This is a genomic window from Amycolatopsis sp. NPDC051373, assembly GCF_040689465.1.
Taxonomy (GTDB): domain Bacteria; phylum Actinomycetota; class Actinomycetes; order Mycobacteriales; family Pseudonocardiaceae; genus Amycolatopsis.
The window spans coordinates 52,269-66,209 of sequence record NZ_JBFBAE010000009.1 but is presented as its reverse complement, the minus strand read 5'-3'; the positions used below and the strand labels follow the sequence as shown (position 1 = coordinate 66,209).

13 protein-coding genes are annotated in these 13,941 nt (G+C 71.8%); 6 read left to right on the top strand and 7 right to left on the bottom strand.

Going from position 1 to position 13,941, the window contains the following annotated elements:
• Positions 1-14 precede the first annotated feature (14 nt).
• Positions 15-224: a hypothetical protein gene (locus AB0383_RS18070; RefSeq protein WP_366187933.1), complete on the top strand. Its 210-nt coding sequence runs from the start codon at positions 15-17 to the stop codon at positions 222-224.
• The gene (locus tag AB0383_RS18065; RefSeq protein ID WP_366187932.1) at positions 221-949 is read left to right on the top strand and encodes a hypothetical protein; all 729 of its coding nucleotides are present in this window, start codon (positions 221-223) and stop codon (positions 947-949) included. The genes AB0383_RS18070 and AB0383_RS18065 overlap by 4 nt, the downstream gene beginning before the upstream one ends.
• Here the strand turns inward: AB0383_RS18065 and AB0383_RS18060 are convergent.
• On the bottom strand, positions 931-1,152 hold the full coding sequence (locus AB0383_RS18060; RefSeq protein ID WP_366187931.1) for a hypothetical protein: 222 nt from the start codon (positions 1,150-1,152) through the stop codon (positions 931-933). The two genes, AB0383_RS18065 and AB0383_RS18060, sit on opposite strands and share 19 nt — an antisense overlap.
• Positions 1,153-1,162: 10 nt before the next feature.
• On the bottom strand, positions 1,163-2,293 hold the full coding sequence (locus tag AB0383_RS18055; RefSeq protein ID WP_366187930.1) for an inorganic phosphate transporter: 1,131 nt from the start codon (positions 2,291-2,293) through the stop codon (positions 1,163-1,165).
• A 322-nt stretch (positions 2,294-2,615) separates the two neighbouring features.
• Here AB0383_RS18055 and AB0383_RS18050 point away from each other — a divergent pair, with 322 nt between their 5' ends.
• A complete protein-coding gene (locus tag AB0383_RS18050) occupies positions 2,616-4,064 on the top strand; it encodes a nitrilase-related carbon-nitrogen hydrolase (RefSeq protein ID WP_364180613.1) in 1,449 nt (482 codons plus the stop codon).
• Positions 4,065-4,232: 168 nt separating this feature from the next.
• Positions 4,233-5,102 carry an alpha/beta hydrolase gene (locus tag AB0383_RS18045; RefSeq protein ID WP_366187929.1) on the top strand — a complete coding sequence of 290 codons (870 nt, stop codon included), beginning with the start codon at positions 4,233-4,235 and terminating at the stop codon, positions 5,100-5,102.
• A 13-nt stretch (positions 5,103-5,115) separates the two neighbouring features.
• Here AB0383_RS18045 and hutI read toward each other — a convergent pair whose 3' ends face one another.
• The 5 genes from hutI to hutH are packed head-to-tail and all read right to left on the bottom strand — an operon-like array spanning position 5,116 to position 11,962.
• Complete coding sequence (hutI, locus tag AB0383_RS18040) at positions 5,116-6,261, bottom strand: imidazolonepropionase (protein WP_366187928.1); 1,146 nt, start codon at positions 6,259-6,261, stop codon at positions 5,116-5,118.
• Positions 6,249-7,553, bottom strand: coding sequence for a formimidoylglutamate deiminase (locus AB0383_RS18035; RefSeq protein WP_366187927.1), 1,305 nt, complete (start codon positions 7,551-7,553; stop codon positions 6,249-6,251). The genes hutI and AB0383_RS18035 overlap by 13 nt, the downstream gene beginning before the upstream one ends.
• On the bottom strand, positions 7,550-8,749 hold the full coding sequence (locus AB0383_RS18030; protein ID WP_364180606.1) for an allantoate amidohydrolase: 1,200 nt from the start codon (positions 8,747-8,749) through the stop codon (positions 7,550-7,552). Before AB0383_RS18030 ends, AB0383_RS18035 begins: the two co-directional genes overlap by 4 nt.
• 31 nt (positions 8,750-8,780) lie before the next feature.
• A complete protein-coding gene (gene hutU / locus AB0383_RS18025; RefSeq protein ID WP_366187926.1) occupies positions 8,781-10,433 on the bottom strand; it encodes a urocanate hydratase in 1,653 nt (550 codons plus the stop codon).
• A 2-nt stretch (positions 10,434-10,435) separates the two neighbouring features.
• Positions 10,436-11,962 (bottom strand): histidine ammonia-lyase, encoded by a 1,527-nt coding sequence (hutH, locus tag AB0383_RS18020; RefSeq protein WP_364180602.1) that lies wholly within the window; start codon positions 11,960-11,962, stop codon positions 10,436-10,438.
• Positions 11,963-12,104: 142 nt separating this feature from the next.
• On the opposite strand from hutH, the gene AB0383_RS18015 reads away from it, so the two are divergent.
• Together AB0383_RS18015 and AB0383_RS18010 are read left to right on the top strand one after the other, a co-directional pair.
• The gene (locus AB0383_RS18015; protein WP_366187925.1) at positions 12,105-13,070 is read left to right on the top strand and encodes an aldo/keto reductase; all 966 of its coding nucleotides are present in this window, start codon (positions 12,105-12,107) and stop codon (positions 13,068-13,070) included.
• Positions 13,071-13,096: 26 nt separating this feature from the next.
• A complete protein-coding gene (locus tag AB0383_RS18010; RefSeq protein ID WP_366187924.1) occupies positions 13,097-13,882 on the top strand; it encodes an IclR family transcriptional regulator in 786 nt (261 codons plus the stop codon).
• Positions 13,883-13,941: the final 59 nt, after the last annotated feature.

The window sequence follows — 13,941 nt, the reverse complement described above, 5'->3', positions numbered from 1 at the left end:
CATGATGGCTCACCATGGCTGAGCGCACACTCGCCGAGCAGCTCGGCGGCCCCCTGCCCGCGGGCATCGAAGCCCTGCCCGAGGACGCGCGGCAGGACCTCGCCGCCGCGTTGCGCGACGCGCGGCACCGGCAGTCCAAAGCCCTCGCCCAGGCGGGTGAGGACGGGCTGAAGTACGTGCCGGCGCTCCTGCGCGGCGCCGTACGCAAGGCGGTCGGTCTGTGAACCCGGAGATCCTCAAGCTCGCGCGCGTGCTCGACGTCGAGCCCGAACGGCTGGCCTACCTCGCCGACGTGGACGTCGCCGACCTGCAGCTGTTCCGCGAACAGGTGACGACCACGCTGTTCGACGCGAACCTCGTGGTGCTCGAACGGATGGCGCTGGCCAGCCGGCTGCTGCCCGCGCCCGTGGCCGCGAAGATCGCCGAGAAGGTGTTCGGACCACTGCTGTGCGCGCGGATCGCCGGGCTGGTGGACGTGTCGCGCGGCGTGGACGTCGCGAAGCGGCTGCCGCCGAAGTTCCTCGCGTCGGTGGCCGCGGAGCTGGACCCGCGGCGCGCGACGTCGATCATCACGCGCATCCCGTTCGACACCGTGGTCGCGGTGGCCGCGGAGCTAACGCGTCGGGAGGACTGGATCACGCTCGGCCGGTTCGTCGGGCACCTGCCGGACCCGACCGTGCGGCGCAGCCTCGCCGTGCTCGAGGACGCCGCGCTGCTGCGCACCGCGTACGTCCTGGACGACAAAACGCGCATCGACCACGTGATGGGCCTACTGCCCGAGGGCCGGCTCCCGCGGCTGATCCGCGCGGCCGGCGCCGACGAATCGCTGTGGGAGCCGGCGCTCGACGTATTGGCCAACATGGGGAAAGCTCGCCGGGAAGCGGTGTTCCCGCTTCTCGACGAGCTTCCGGACGAACTACGCGGCCGCGCTCAGGCGGCGATCAAATAAATCCCGTACGCGACCACCGCGGCGCACACGGCGAAGCACACGATCGAACCCGTGAACGCCGCGACGCCGGAGCCGCCTTGTTCACGCGCGGTTTCGCCCGCCGAAAGCCCGCGGATGCCGTAGGCGAACAGCACCGTGAGCACCACCGCCGCGGCCAGCGCGACGACGAAGACGGTGCCGAGGGCACCCCAGTCGATGTCCATGTCCGCTCCCTCAGGCCGCGACCGGAGCGGCCTTGGCGGCGTCCGGCTCGTCGTTGACGGTGTTGGCGCTCACCGGGTTGCGGCGCGACGCGAGCCAGATGCCCAGCGCCACGAGCACCCCGACGGCGCCGATGAGGATCGTGCCCCAGCTGCCGCGGGTCGAGACCGCCGCCGCAATGGCGCCGACGATGGCGGCCGCCGGCAGCGTGAGCACCCAGGCGATGACCATCTTGCGCGCGACGCCCCAGCGGACCTCCGCGAGCTTGCGGCCGAGGCCCGAGCCGATGATGCCGCCCGAGGTGACGTGGGTCGTCGACAGCGCGAAGCCGAGGTGCGACGACGCAAGGATCACGGCCGCGGAGCTCGTCTCCGCGGCGAAGCCCTGCGGCGTCTGGATCTCGGTGAGCTTCTTGCCCATGGTCTGGATGATGCGCCAGCCGCCGAGGTAGGTACCGGCCGCGATCGCGAGGCCGCACGCCCCGATGACCCACAGCGGCGGGTTCGAACCCGGCGCGAGCGTGCCGCCGGCGATGAGCGTCAGCGTGATGACACCCATGGTCTTCTGCGCGTCGTTGGTACCGTGCGCGAGCGAGACGAGGCTGGCCGAGAGGACCTGGCCGGTCTTGAAACCCTTGCCCACCACGCGTTCCTTGGCCTTCTCGGTGATGCGGTAGGTCAGGAACGTGCCGATGAGCGCCACGACCCCGGCCACGATCGGCGACGCGACCGCGGGGATCAGCACCTTCTCGACGACCTTGCCGAAGTGCACGGCGTCCGCGCCCGACGCGATCCACGTCGCGCCGATCAGACCGCCGAACAGCGCGTGCGAGGAGCTCGAGGGCAGTCCGACGAGCCACGTGACGAGGTTCCAGATGATGGCGCCGACGAGCCCCGCGAAAATCACCACCGGGGTGACCTTCGTGTCGTCGACGATGCCGCCGGAAATCGTTTTCGCGACCTCGATCGACAGGAACGCTCCGACCAGGTTCAGCACGGCCGAAATGGCCACGGCGATTCTGGGCTTGAGGGCTCCCGTGGCGATGGAAGTGGCCATGGCGTTGGCCGTGTCGTGGAACCCGTTGGTGAAGTCGAAGGCAAGTGCCGCGACGATCACCACCAGGACAATGAGGGAAAAGTCCATGGGCGTTTCTCCAGCTCGGTGGTCGTGCTGTTGAGAAGCTACCCATCAACCGAGCGACGCCTAATCTCGTACGAGTGGCCGCTGGTTGAACTCTGCGTAAACGAGTGCGCGCGCGGGCAGGTCCATTTCCCGCATTCACCTGGTGATCAACCGATCGACTAGCCAGGTTGGGTGAATCCGTGTTTGCACTGTTAATTCCCTATGTCGGAATCATGCGCTTTGGGGTGGTGCCAGCCCTACCCCGAATACTCCGGTGCAGCCCAGTGCTTCGGCGGCCGCCGGCTGCGACGGTGGTAGTCCCACGGCGAGAGGGGTCGCCCGGATGACCGCCACAGCAAGCGTTTCCACGTCCACTGCCACTGATGTGCACCGCCACCTCGGCTGGGCGCTCGCCGCCACCGTCGCGTCCGGCGTGCTGATCCACTTCGGGCTGGGGTTCGAACCAGTCGCCGTGCTGGCGTGGCTGGCGCCGCTGCCCGTACTTCTGCTGGCATCTCGCACGGGGGCGTGGGTGGCGAGCGCGGCGGCGTTCCTCGCCTACCTGGGCGGGAGCGCCGGCAGCTGGCACTACTTCCTGAACTCGCAGGCGGTGCCGGTGCCGGGCGCGCTCGCGATCCTGCTGGGGTCGCCGGTGCTGTTCGCGGCGACGGTGGCGCTCTTCCGCCGGCTCGTACGGGTGGGACGGCCGGTGCTCGCGACCGTCGCGGCGCCCGCGGTCTGGACCGCGGTTCTGTACGGCGTCTCGGTGGCCAACCCGTTCGGCGTGATGGGGACGTTCATGACCAGCCAGGGCGACCAGCCCGACGTGCTGCGCCTCGCGTCGGTGCTCGGCGGGTGGGGTGTGGAGTACCTCGTGCTGCTGGCGCCGGCGGCGCTCGCCGCGGTGCTCGCGCCCGGTGTCCGAGTTTCGGCGCGGGTCGGCATCACCGTGGTGACAGCCGCGGCGATAGGCGGCGCGTTGGTTTTCGGCGCGACGCCGGCTGCGGTTTCCGTGGGCCAGGTGCGCGTCGCGGTGGTGGCGCGCAGTGAGCCGGCGTGGGCAGCGGATCCGGATTCTCCTGCCGGCCAGCGCGTTCTTCAGTCCTATGTAGACGCTCTCATCGCGTTGCCGGCCGACGTCCGCATCGCCGTGCTCCCGGAAGCCGCGTTCGGCACCGACCGCGCCCGGCTGGCCGGCCTCATCGGGCCGTTGGCCGACGTCGCCCGGGCCAAGAACCTCCACGTTGTGACCGGCGCGATCGTGAAGGACCCCGGTCACCAGGCCTACAACACCGCCCTCGACGTGCCCCCGGCCGGCCCGACCGTCGAATACCGCAAGTGGCGCAACGGGTTCTCGCCCGTCACATCCGGCCACGACCTCGCCCGCCTCGCCGGGCAGCCCATCGGCCTCGAGGTCTGCATGGACGTCAACGGCCCGTCCCCCACCCGCGACTACGCCCGCACCGGCACCGGACTGGTGCTGATCCCCGCCTCCGACGAGGACGTCGACGGCTGGCAGCACAGCCGCACCGCCCTGCTTCGCGGCGTCGAGCACGGCGTGTCCGTGGCCTGGAGCGCCGCCCGAGGCAACTCGATCCTGAGCGACCCCCGCGGCCACGTCCTCGCCCAGACGCGCACCGGTCCGACCCCGATGGCCGTCGCAGTCGCCGACGTCCCCCTCGGCACGGGCGACACGCTCTACAGCCGCTTCGGCGACTGGTTCGCCTCGCTCTGCTGCCTCGCCGCCGTGGCCGGGCTCGTCTTCACCCGCGGACGCGCCACTCGCCCTTGAGGCGCCGCTCGCCTTTGATGGCAGCGCTCGCCCTCGAGGGCAGCGACCGTGCCCCAGCTCGCACTGGCGTTCCATGATCATCACGGCCTACGGTGAGAGCGTGAACTACCAGGGCACCCGCGTCACCCGCAGTACGCACCCCCGCTCCGCGACCGTGCGAGCGCACCGGTGAGCCAACTGCGCGGGGTGACCCTGCGGGCCGGCGACCACCAGCACACGGCACTCGCCGCGGGACCGGAGGACGGCGAGCCCGTCCTGCTGCTCCACGGCTGGCCCGAGTTCGCCGACTCGTGGACCGCCGAACTCCACACCCTCGGCGGCGCCGGCTACCACGCCCTCGCCGTCGACCAGCGCGGCTACGCCCGCGAGGCCCGCCCGACGGGCGTCGAGCGCTACTCCATCGACACCCTCGTCGCCGACACACTGTCCTTTGCGGACACGCTCACCACCGGCTCCGCGGCCCCGAAGCGCTTCCACCTCGTGGCCCACGACTGGGGTGGCATGGTCGCCTGGGTGTTCGCCACGCGGTACCCCGAGCGGCTCAAGTCGCTCACCGTGCTGTCCACGCCGCACCCCGGCGCGCTGAAGCAGGCGGCGAAGGACGAGGAGCAGCAGAACCACGACCTCGACTACGTCCGTTTCTTCCGCGCGCCCGGCGGTGTCGCCGAGGCGTCGATGCTGGCGGACGGCGCCGCTCGCCTGCGGGCGGCCTACGCGGGCCGCATCGCGGAGCACCAGGTCGAGCGCAACGTCGCGCGGCTCACCGAGCCGGGCGCCCTCACCGCGACGCTCAACTGGTATCGCGGCGCCACCGACGACGAGTTCACCGTCCCCGCCGGCCGCATCACGGTGCCGACGCTCTACGTGTGGGGCGCCCAGGACACCAAGCTCGGCCGCACGGCCGCCACGAACACCGCGGAGTTCGTGGACGCCGCCTACCGGTTCGAGGTCTTCGAGGACGCCGGCCACTGGCTGCCGGAGGAAGCGGCCGACCGCGTCAACCCGCTCCTGCTCGCGCACCTGTCAGCCCACAGCTGAGACGGTTGAGGCTTCATCCCATCCGTTCACCCCGCCGCCACACCGCGTGGGTGAGCGGCACGCCCGGCCGGTACGCCAGGTGTGTCACCGAAGGCGCGTCTAGCACGTGCACGTCGGCCCGCGCGCCCGGGCGCAGGTAGCCGACATCGTCGCGCCGCAGCGCCCGCGCGCCCCCGGCTGTCGCCGACCACACGGCTTCCCCCACCGTCATCCGCATTTGCAGCACGGCCGTGGTCACGCAGAACGCCATCGACGTGGTGTACGAGCTGCCCGGGTTCGCGTTGCTGGCCAGGGCGACGGTCGCGCCCGCGTCGAGCAGCCGCCGCGCCGGCGCCAGCGATTGCCTTGTCGACAAATCGCACGCCGGCAGCAGCGTCGCCACCGTGTCCGACGCCGCCAGCGCCTCGACGTCCTCGTCACTCAGGTACGTGCAGTGGTCCACGCTCGCCGCGCCCAGCTCCACTGCGAGACGCACCCCAGGGCCTTCGCCGAGCTGGTTGCCGTGCACCCGTAACCCCAGCCCACGTTCGGCCGCTGCCTTGAGCACCCGCGCCGACTGGGCCTCGTCGAACGCCCCCGTCTCGCAGAACACGTCGGCCCACCGCACGTGCGGCGCCACCGCGTCGAGCATCTCGCCGCACACGAGGTCTACATAGGACTCCGCGTCGGCGCCCGGCGGCACGAGGTGCGCGCCCAGGTAGGTGACCTCGTCGGCCACCGTCGCCGCGATCCGCGCCGAGCGGGCCTCGTCGGCCACGGTCAGCCCGTACCCGGTTTTCGTCTCCAGACAGGTGGTGCCCTGGCCGGCCGCTTCCTCGACGTGCCGGCGCAGGTTCGCCGCCAGCTGCTCGTCCGATGCCTCCCGCGTCGCCCCGACCGTGACGGCGATTCCGCCCGCCGTGTAAGGCTTTCCGGCCATCCGCGCCTCGAACTCGGCCGTGCGGTCGCCGGCGAACACTAGGTGCGTGTGGCTGTCGACCCAGCCGGGCAGCACCGCGCGCCCCTCGACGTCCACGCGCTCGTCGGCTGCCGGCGCCTGCGCGGCCGGTCCGGCCCACGCGACGGCACCGCCGTCGAGCACCAGCGCCGCGTCGCGCAGCCGGCCCAGCTCGGGGTCGTTGGTGGTGAGCTCGCCGATTCCCGTGATCAGAATTGCCACAGCGCCTCGATCTCCTCGGCCAGTACGGTTTCCGGTCGCTCCAGGAGCACGTGCGCACCCTCGCGCACCACGTCACGACCCGCCACCACGACGTGCCGCACGTCCGCGGCCCCCGCCGCGAACACCACCCCGGACGGCTCGATCCCCGCCGTCCGCACGGAATCCAGCGCGACCGTGACCAGGTCCGCCCCGGCGCCGACGGCCAGCCGGCCCACCTCCGGCCACCCGACGGAAGCGTGGTCGGTGCCCGCCGCCAGCAGCTCGTCGGCGGTGAACCGGCCGCGTTCCTCGCTGGCCAGGCGGTCGTCCAGCTCCAGCGCGCGGGTCTCCTCGAACGCGTCGACCACCGCGTTGCTGTCGCTGCCGACGCCCAGCCGGACGCCCGCGTCGAGCAGCTGCCGCGCCGGGCCGATGCCGTCGCCGAGGTCGCGCTCGGTCGTCGGGCAGAAGCACGCGGCGGACCGTGCCTCACCCAGCCACTTCACGTCTTGGTCCGTCAGGTGCGTCGCGTGCACGGCGACGAGCCGCTCACCCAGCACCCCGTGCTCCTTCAGCAACCCGGTCGGCGTCCAGCCGTACGCCGCTTCGCACTGCTCGTTCTCCGCGCGCTGCTCGGACAAGTGAACGTGCAACGGCCGCTCGCCGGACACACCCTGGTTCACGGTCGACAAATCGTCCGCCGGCACTGCGCGTACGGAGTGAATGGCCCCGCCGACGCGGAACAGTTCGTCCTCCGCCAGCGACGCCATGCGCGAAGCCCACTTCTCGGCCGAGCCGTCGGAGAAGCGCTGCTGCACCTCGTCCGGCGCCACGCCGATCCCGCCCGCGAGGTAACAGGTGTCCAGCAGCGTCAGCCGGATCCCCGCGTCCCGCGCGGCCTGGCGCAGCGCGTCGCCCATCGCGTTCGGCGACGCGTACGGGTGCCCGCCCGGCGCGTGGTGCAGGTAGTGGAACTCGCCGACGCTCGTGTACCCGCCGAGCACCATTTCCGCGTAGACGCCGCGTGCGAGCCGGTAGTACCGGTCCGGGTCGAGGCGCGCGGCCAGCGAGTACATCCGCTCGCGCCAGGTCCAGAAGGTGCCGCGCTCGTGGTGCGTCCGGCCCCGCAGCGCGCGGTGGAACGCGTGCGAGTGCCCGTTGGCGAACCCCGGCAGCGTGAGCCCGGCCAGGACGGTCCCGGACTTCGGCGCGCCCGACGTGACCGACGTGATCCGCCCGTCGCGCACCACGAGCAACACGGCTTCGGCGATCCCGTCGGGCAACCAGGCCCGTTCGCACCAGTACGTGGTCATCCCGCCAGCCGCTCCAGCACCCCGGCCAGCGCCCGCGCGCCGGCCTCCATGTCGTCGGCCTCGGCGAATTCCTCCGGCGAGTGGCTGATGCCAGTGGGGTTGCGTACGTAGAGCATCCCGGCAGGCACGAACCCGGCCAGGATCGCCGCGTCGTGGCCCGCTCCGGTCGGCAGCTCGGGCACCTCGCCGAGCCACTCCCCCAGGTCACGCCGCAGCTTCTCGTCGAACACGACGTCGTCGGAGTACGACTCGCGTGTGACGGTCAGCGAGCAGCCCTCCGCTTCCGCCGCGGCCCGCGCCGCGTGCGAAATGTCTTCGACGAGCTCCGGTGTCACCGTGCCGGGCACGCGCGCGTCGAGCCAGAGGTCCACAGTGGACGCGATGACGTTGGTGCCACCCGGCGTCGGCACGAGCCGGCCGACGGTCGCCCGCGCGTCCGCCCGCGTCTTCGCCAGCCGCCGCACGGCCACCACGGTCTCGGCCGCGGGCAGCATCGGGTCCACGCGGTCGGCGATCAGCGTCGCACCGGCGTGGTTTCCCTGGCCGGCGAACGAGAACCGCCACCGCCCGTGGGCGATCACCGTACTGCCGACCGCCACTGCCGACCCGAGGTCGATCAGGCCGCGGCCCTGTTCCACGTGCAGCTCCAGAAACCGGCCGATGAGCCCCAGCCGCTCGGGCTCCGCCCCGATCCGGTCCACGTCGAGACCGGACTTCGCGGCCGCCTCCCACAACGTGACGCCGTCCGGGTCCCGCAGCGCTCGCGCTTTGTCGGCGTCGATCGTGCCGGTCATCAGCCGCGAACCGAGGCAAGGCACACCGAACCGGCCGCCTTCCTCCTCGGCGAACACGACCACGGCGAACGGCTTGGCCGGCCGGACCCCCTTGGCCTGCAGCGTTTCCACGGCCGCCAGCGCGCTCGTCACGCCGAGCGGCCCGTCGAACGCACCGCCGCCCGGAACCGAGTCGAGGTGGCTGCCGGTCACCACGGCGTCCGGCCCCGGCGCGCCCCACCAGGCCCAGAGGTTGCCGTTGCGGTCGGTCTCGACCTCCAGGCCCAGCCGCTGCGCGCGTTCGACGAACCACGTGCGCAGGTCGTGCTCCGGCGCGTCGAACGCGTGCCGCGAGTAGCCGCCACGCTTCGCGTCGCGCCCAACGTCGGCGATCTCGCCGAGCAACTCGGATGCTGTATTCATACCGCCTCCGCGGGAAGAAGTACGTCGGCGGTCACGAGTTGTCCCGCATCGGAATTCGCACGCCACGCTCGTCGGCGACCTCGGCGGCGTGGTCGTAACCGGCGTCGACGTGGCGGATCACGCCCATTCCCGGGTCGTTCGTGAGCACGCGCTCGAGCTTCTGCGCGGCCAGCGCCGTGCCGTCGGCGACACTGACCTGGCCCGCGTGGATCGAGCGGCCCATGCCGACGCCACCACCGTGGTGGATCGACACCCAGCTCGCGCCCGACGCGGTGTTGACCAGCGCGTTGAGCAGCGGCCAGTCGGCGATCGCGTCGGACCCGTCGGCCATGGCCTCGGTCTCCCGGTACGGCGAGGCGACGCTGCCGGAGTCGAGGTGGTCGCGCCCGATCACCACGGGCGCCTTGACCTCGCCGCTGGCCACCATCTCGTTGAACCGCAGGCCCGCCAGGTGACGCTCGCCGTAGCCGAGCCAGCAGATCCGCGCCGGCAGGCCCTGGAACGCCACGCGCTCGCCGGCCAGCTTGATCCAGCGGGCCAGGGACTCGTTCTCCGGGAACAGCTCCAGCATCGCGCGGTCCGTGGCCGCGATGTCCTCGGGGTCGCCCGAGAGCGCCGCCCAGCGGAACGGGCCGTTGCCCTCGCAGAACAGCGGGCGGATGTAGGCGGGCACGAAGCCGGGGAAGTCGAACGCACGCTCGCAGCCGCCGAGTTTGGCCTCGCCGCGCAGGGAGTTGCCGTAGTCGAAGACCTCGGCGCCGGCGTCGAGGAAGCCGAGCATCGCGTTCACGTGGTCGGCCATGGACTCGCGCGAACGGTCGGTGAACTCGTCGGGCTTCTTGGCCGCGTAGTCGTGCCAGTCGTCCACGCTGACGCCCTTGGGCAGGTACGACAGCGGATCGTGCGCGGAGGTCTGGTCGGTGACGATGTCGACCTCGACGCCGCGGCGCAGCAGCTCCGGCAGCACCTCCGCGGCGTTGCCGACCACGGCCACCGACAGCGGCCGGCGCTCCTTCTTCGCCGCGGTGACCCGTTTGATGGCGTCGTCGAGGTGGTCGGCCACCTCGTCGAGGTAGCGCGTCTCGACGCGGCGGTGCGCGCGCTGCGGGTCGCACTCGACGACGAGCGCCACGCCGTCGTTCATGGTCACCGCGAGCGGCTGCGCGCCACCCATTCCGCCGAGGCCCGCGGTCACGGTGAGCGTGCCGCGCAGGGTACCTCCGAACTTCTTCTTCGCCACGGCGGCGAACGTCTCGTAGGTGCCCTGCAGGATGCCCTGCGTGCCGATGTAGATCCACGAACCGGCCGTCATCTGGCCGTACATCGTGAGGCCCTGCTGCTCCAGGCGGCGGAACTCGGGCCAAGTCGCCCAGTCGCCCACCAGGTTCGAGTTCGCGATCAGCACACGCGGCGCCCACTCGTGCGTGCGGAACACGCCGACCGGCTTGCCCGACTGCACGAGCAGCGTCTCGTCATTGTCCAAAATGGTCAGTTCACGCGTGATCGCGTCGAAGCTCGCCCAGTTGCGCGCGGCCTTGCCCGTGCCGCCGTAGACGACCAAATCCTGGGGCCGCTCGGCAACCTCAGGGTCGAGGTTGTTGTGGAACATCCGCAGCGCGGCTTCGGTCTGCCACGACTTCGCGGTGAGCTGGGTGCCGCGGGCGGCACGGACGATGCGAGACATTCTCAGACCTCCAGACGGGCGGCGGCCAGGACAGCGCCGGAGCGGACGAGTTCTTCGGCGGCCGCGATCTCGGGCGCCAGGTGCCGGTCGGGGCCCGGGCCCGCGACCTTCGTGCGGAGCAGGTCGCGCACCGCGCCGGTGATCGGCGACGGTTCCAGCGGCGCGCGGAAGTCGAGCGCGCGAGCGGCGGTGAGCAGCTCGATCGCCAGCACCGTGTTCAGGCCTTCGACGGCCTTGCGCAGCTTGCGCGCCGCGGACCAGCCCATGGAGACGTGGTCCTCCTGCATCGCGCTGCTCGGGATGGAGTCGACCGACGCCGGCACCGCGAGCCGCTTCAGCTCGCTGACCACCGCGGCCTGGGTGTACTGCGCGATCATGTGCCCGGAGTCGACGCCCGGGTCGTGCGCGAGGAACGGCGGCAGGCCGGCCGAACGCGCCTTGTCGAGCATCCGGTCGGTGCGCCGTTCGGCGATGCCGGCGACGTCGGCGACCGGAATCGCGAGGAAGTCGAGTACATACGCCACGGGCGCGCCGTGGAAGTTGCCGTTGGACTCGACGCGGCCGTCGGCCAGCACCACGGGATTGTCCACAGCGGACCGCAGCTCGCGGTCGGCCACGAGCTCGGCGTGCGTGAGCGTGTCGCGCGCGGCGCCGTGGACCTGCGGTGCGCAGCGCAGCGAGTACGCGTCCTGCACGCGGTTGCAATCGGGCCCGCGGTGGCTTTCGACGATCTTCGAGCCCTGCAGCGCCGCGAACATCCGCGCCGCGCTGACCGCCTGACCGGGGTGCGGCCGCAGCGCCTGCAGGTCTGCGGCGAAGGCCCGGTCGGTGCCCAGCAGCGCCTCGACGCTCATCGCCGCGGTGAGGTCCGCGACGTCGAGCAGGTTGTGCAGGTCGGCGGCCGCGAGCAGCAGCATGCCGAGCATGCCGTCGGTGCCGTTGGTGAGCGCCAGGCCTTCCTTCTCGGCCAGCACGACGGGCGTGAGGCCGGCCGCGCGCAGGGCGTCGGCGGCGGGTTTGCGCTCACCTTCGTGGTCCACTTCGCCTTCGCCCATCAGCGCGAGCGCGATCGCCGCCAACGGCGCGAGGTCACCCGAGCAGCCGAGCGAGCCGTACTCGTGGACGACGGGCGTGATCCCCGCGTTGAGCAGGCCCGCAAGCGCTTGCGCGGTCTCCGGCCGCACGCCGGTGTAACCGCTCGCGAGCGTGCGCAGGCGCAGCAGCATCAGCGAGCGCACGACCTCCGCCTCCACCGCCGGCCCCGCGCCCGCGGCGTGCGAGCGGATGAGGCTGCGTTGCAGCGCGGTGCGGCTCTCCAGGGGGATGTGGCGCGTCGCGAGCGCGCCGAAGCCCGTCGAGACGCCATACGTGGGCGAGGTCGCGTGCGCGAGGTCCTCGATGTGCTGGCGGGTGGCGGCGAGGTTCTTCTCGGTCGCCTCGGTGAGCCCGACGTGCGCGTGTCCGCGGACGACGTCGACGACGTCGGACGCGGTCATCGGCTTCGAGCCCAAGAGCACTGGTTCCGGCATGTTTGCCATTGAAACAACGATCAGCGCCCGGGCGGGAGAGCCGAGTTGGCGCTAGTGTCTGGTATCCAAGACACAGCGAGGTTGGAGCTTCGCTGCGTGGCACGAGCGTCCCGCTCGTGCACCCTTCCGGAAGGTGGGTCCAGTGGAAACGTCTTCGCTCGGTGACACCGGGGTCGAGGTAACCAGGTTCGTCTACGGCGCCGGTTCCATCGGGGGCATCGGCAGCGCGGCGGCCACTCGGGGGCTGGGGATCGACGGCGTGGACGGGCTGCGCCGGCTCAGCGAGGCCTACGACCTGGGGATTCGCACCATCGACACCGCCGACAGCTACGGAGGTGGCGAGAGCGAGCGCACGGTCGGGCGCTGGCTGGCGGAGGAACCGCACGACGACGTGGTCGTGCTGACCAAGGTGGGCGGCCGCGTGCGCCCCGATCAGCCGGACATCGACCTGTCCGGGCCACACGTCGAACGGCAGCTGGCGGAGAGCATCCGGCGCCTGGGCCGCGTCGACCTCTACCTGTCCCACGCTCCCGATCCGCGCACGCCGATCGAGGAGACGCTCACCGCGTTCGCCGTCGCGCGGGAAGCGGGGCTGATCCGCGCTTACGGCGTCAGCAACGTCGATGCAGCGCTCCTGGACGCCATCCTGGACGTCGCCGCCAAGAGGTCGCTGCCTCGCCCGGTGTGCGTCCAGAATGGACTCAGCCTGCTCAATCGCGCTGACGAACGCGACCTGCTGCCGCTGGCCGCGGCGGAGGGCATCGGGTACCTGGCCTACTCACCCCTCGCGGGCGGCGTGCTCTCCGACCGGTACCTCGACGGAGCCGCGCCCGCGCCCGGGAGCCGCATCGCCCTCGCCGGGGATCGGTACTACGCGGGCATGCACTCGGCAGACAACCTCACCCGGGTCGGCGCGCTGCGGGATCTCGCACGGGACAACGGAATCAGCACGGCCGGGTTGGCGCTCGCCTGGCTGCTGGCACACCCTGCGGTGACCGCGCCGGTCGTCTCGCCCAGCACCGAGGCCCAGTGGCAGGCGGTCCGCGAGGCCGCCGGCGCGGACCTCGACGACACCCTGTTCGCCGCGGTCTCGGCCGTCTTCCGCTGACCCCCGCACCGACCGGAAGGAGCGACGTGAGCAGTTCGGACGTTCCGGCCCTGCGCAACGGCCTCGCTGTGCTGCGGCTGCTCGCGGGCCACGCCGGTCCCGTGTCCGCGGCGACCGTCGCCAGGGACCTGTATTTGCCGCGGTCGACGACGTACCACCTGCTCAACGAGCTCGTCGCCGCCGGTTTCGTCGCCCACCTCCCGGCCGAACGCCGCTACGGCCTCGGGATCGCCGCGTTCGAGCTCGGGTCGGCGTACCTGCGCCACGACCCGCTCGAACGGCTGGCCGCGCCGTTGCTGCGCAAGCTCGTGGACCGCGTCGGCCACACCGCGCACCTGGGTGTGCTGCACGGGAACGAGTCGCTGTACCTGATCAAGGAACGCCCGGCGCGACCGGAAACGTTGGTCACCGACGTCGGCGTGCGGCTGCCCGGGCAACTCACGGCGTCGGGGCGGGCGATCCTGAACCACCTGCCCGCCGCCCACGTCCGCGCGCTGTTCCCGATGGCGGCTTCGTTCGTGCTCAGGACTCAGCGTGGGCCGGATTCGCTGGCCGCGCTGCGCCGGACGTTGGCCGCGGAACGACGGCTGGGCTGGGCCGTCGAGGATGGACACGTGACGGACGGGTTCGCCTCGGTCGCGGCGCCTGTGTTCGACCACGGAGCGCGGCCGATGGCGTCGATTTCGGTGACACTGCGGCATCTTTGCCCTGACGACGGGCCGTGCGGCGAGACGTTTCCTGAGTACGCGGCGGCGGTTGCCGAGACGGCCGCGGAGCTGACGAGCCGGATCGGGGGCACGACGCCGCAGTGAAAAGGCCCGCTTCGCCGCCCCCGGAATCCAAGAGCGGCGAAGCGGGCCTTTCGTCGGGC

What these genes read in the sequence shown, in the direction of transcription:
- AB0383_RS18070 (WP_366187933.1), top strand. Translation starts at nt 15, where the DNA reads ATGGCTGAGCGCACACTCGCCGAGCAGCTCGGCGGCCCCCTGCCCGCG.
- AB0383_RS18060 (WP_366187931.1), bottom strand. Translation starts at nt 1,152, where the DNA reads ATGGACATCGACTGGGGTGCCCTCGGCACCGTCTTCGTCGTCGCGCTG.
- AB0383_RS18055 (WP_366187930.1), bottom strand. Translation starts at nt 2,293, where the DNA reads ATGGACTTTTCCCTCATTGTCCTGGTGGTGATCGTCGCGGCACTTGCC.
- AB0383_RS18050 (WP_364180613.1), top strand. Translation starts at nt 2,616, where the DNA reads ATGACCGCCACAGCAAGCGTTTCCACGTCCACTGCCACTGATGTGCAC.
- AB0383_RS18035 (WP_366187927.1), bottom strand. Translation starts at nt 7,553, where the DNA reads ATGACCACGTACTGGTGCGAACGGGCCTGGTTGCCCGACGGGATCGCC.
- AB0383_RS18030 (WP_364180606.1), bottom strand. Translation starts at nt 8,749, where the DNA reads ATGAATACAGCATCCGAGTTGCTCGGCGAGATCGCCGACGTTGGGCGC.
- hutU (WP_366187926.1), bottom strand. Translation starts at nt 10,433, where the DNA reads ATGTCTCGCATCGTCCGTGCCGCCCGCGGCACCCAGCTCACCGCGAAG.
- hutH (WP_364180602.1), bottom strand. Translation starts at nt 11,962, where the DNA reads ATGCCGGAACCAGTGCTCTTGGGCTCGAAGCCGATGACCGCGTCCGAC.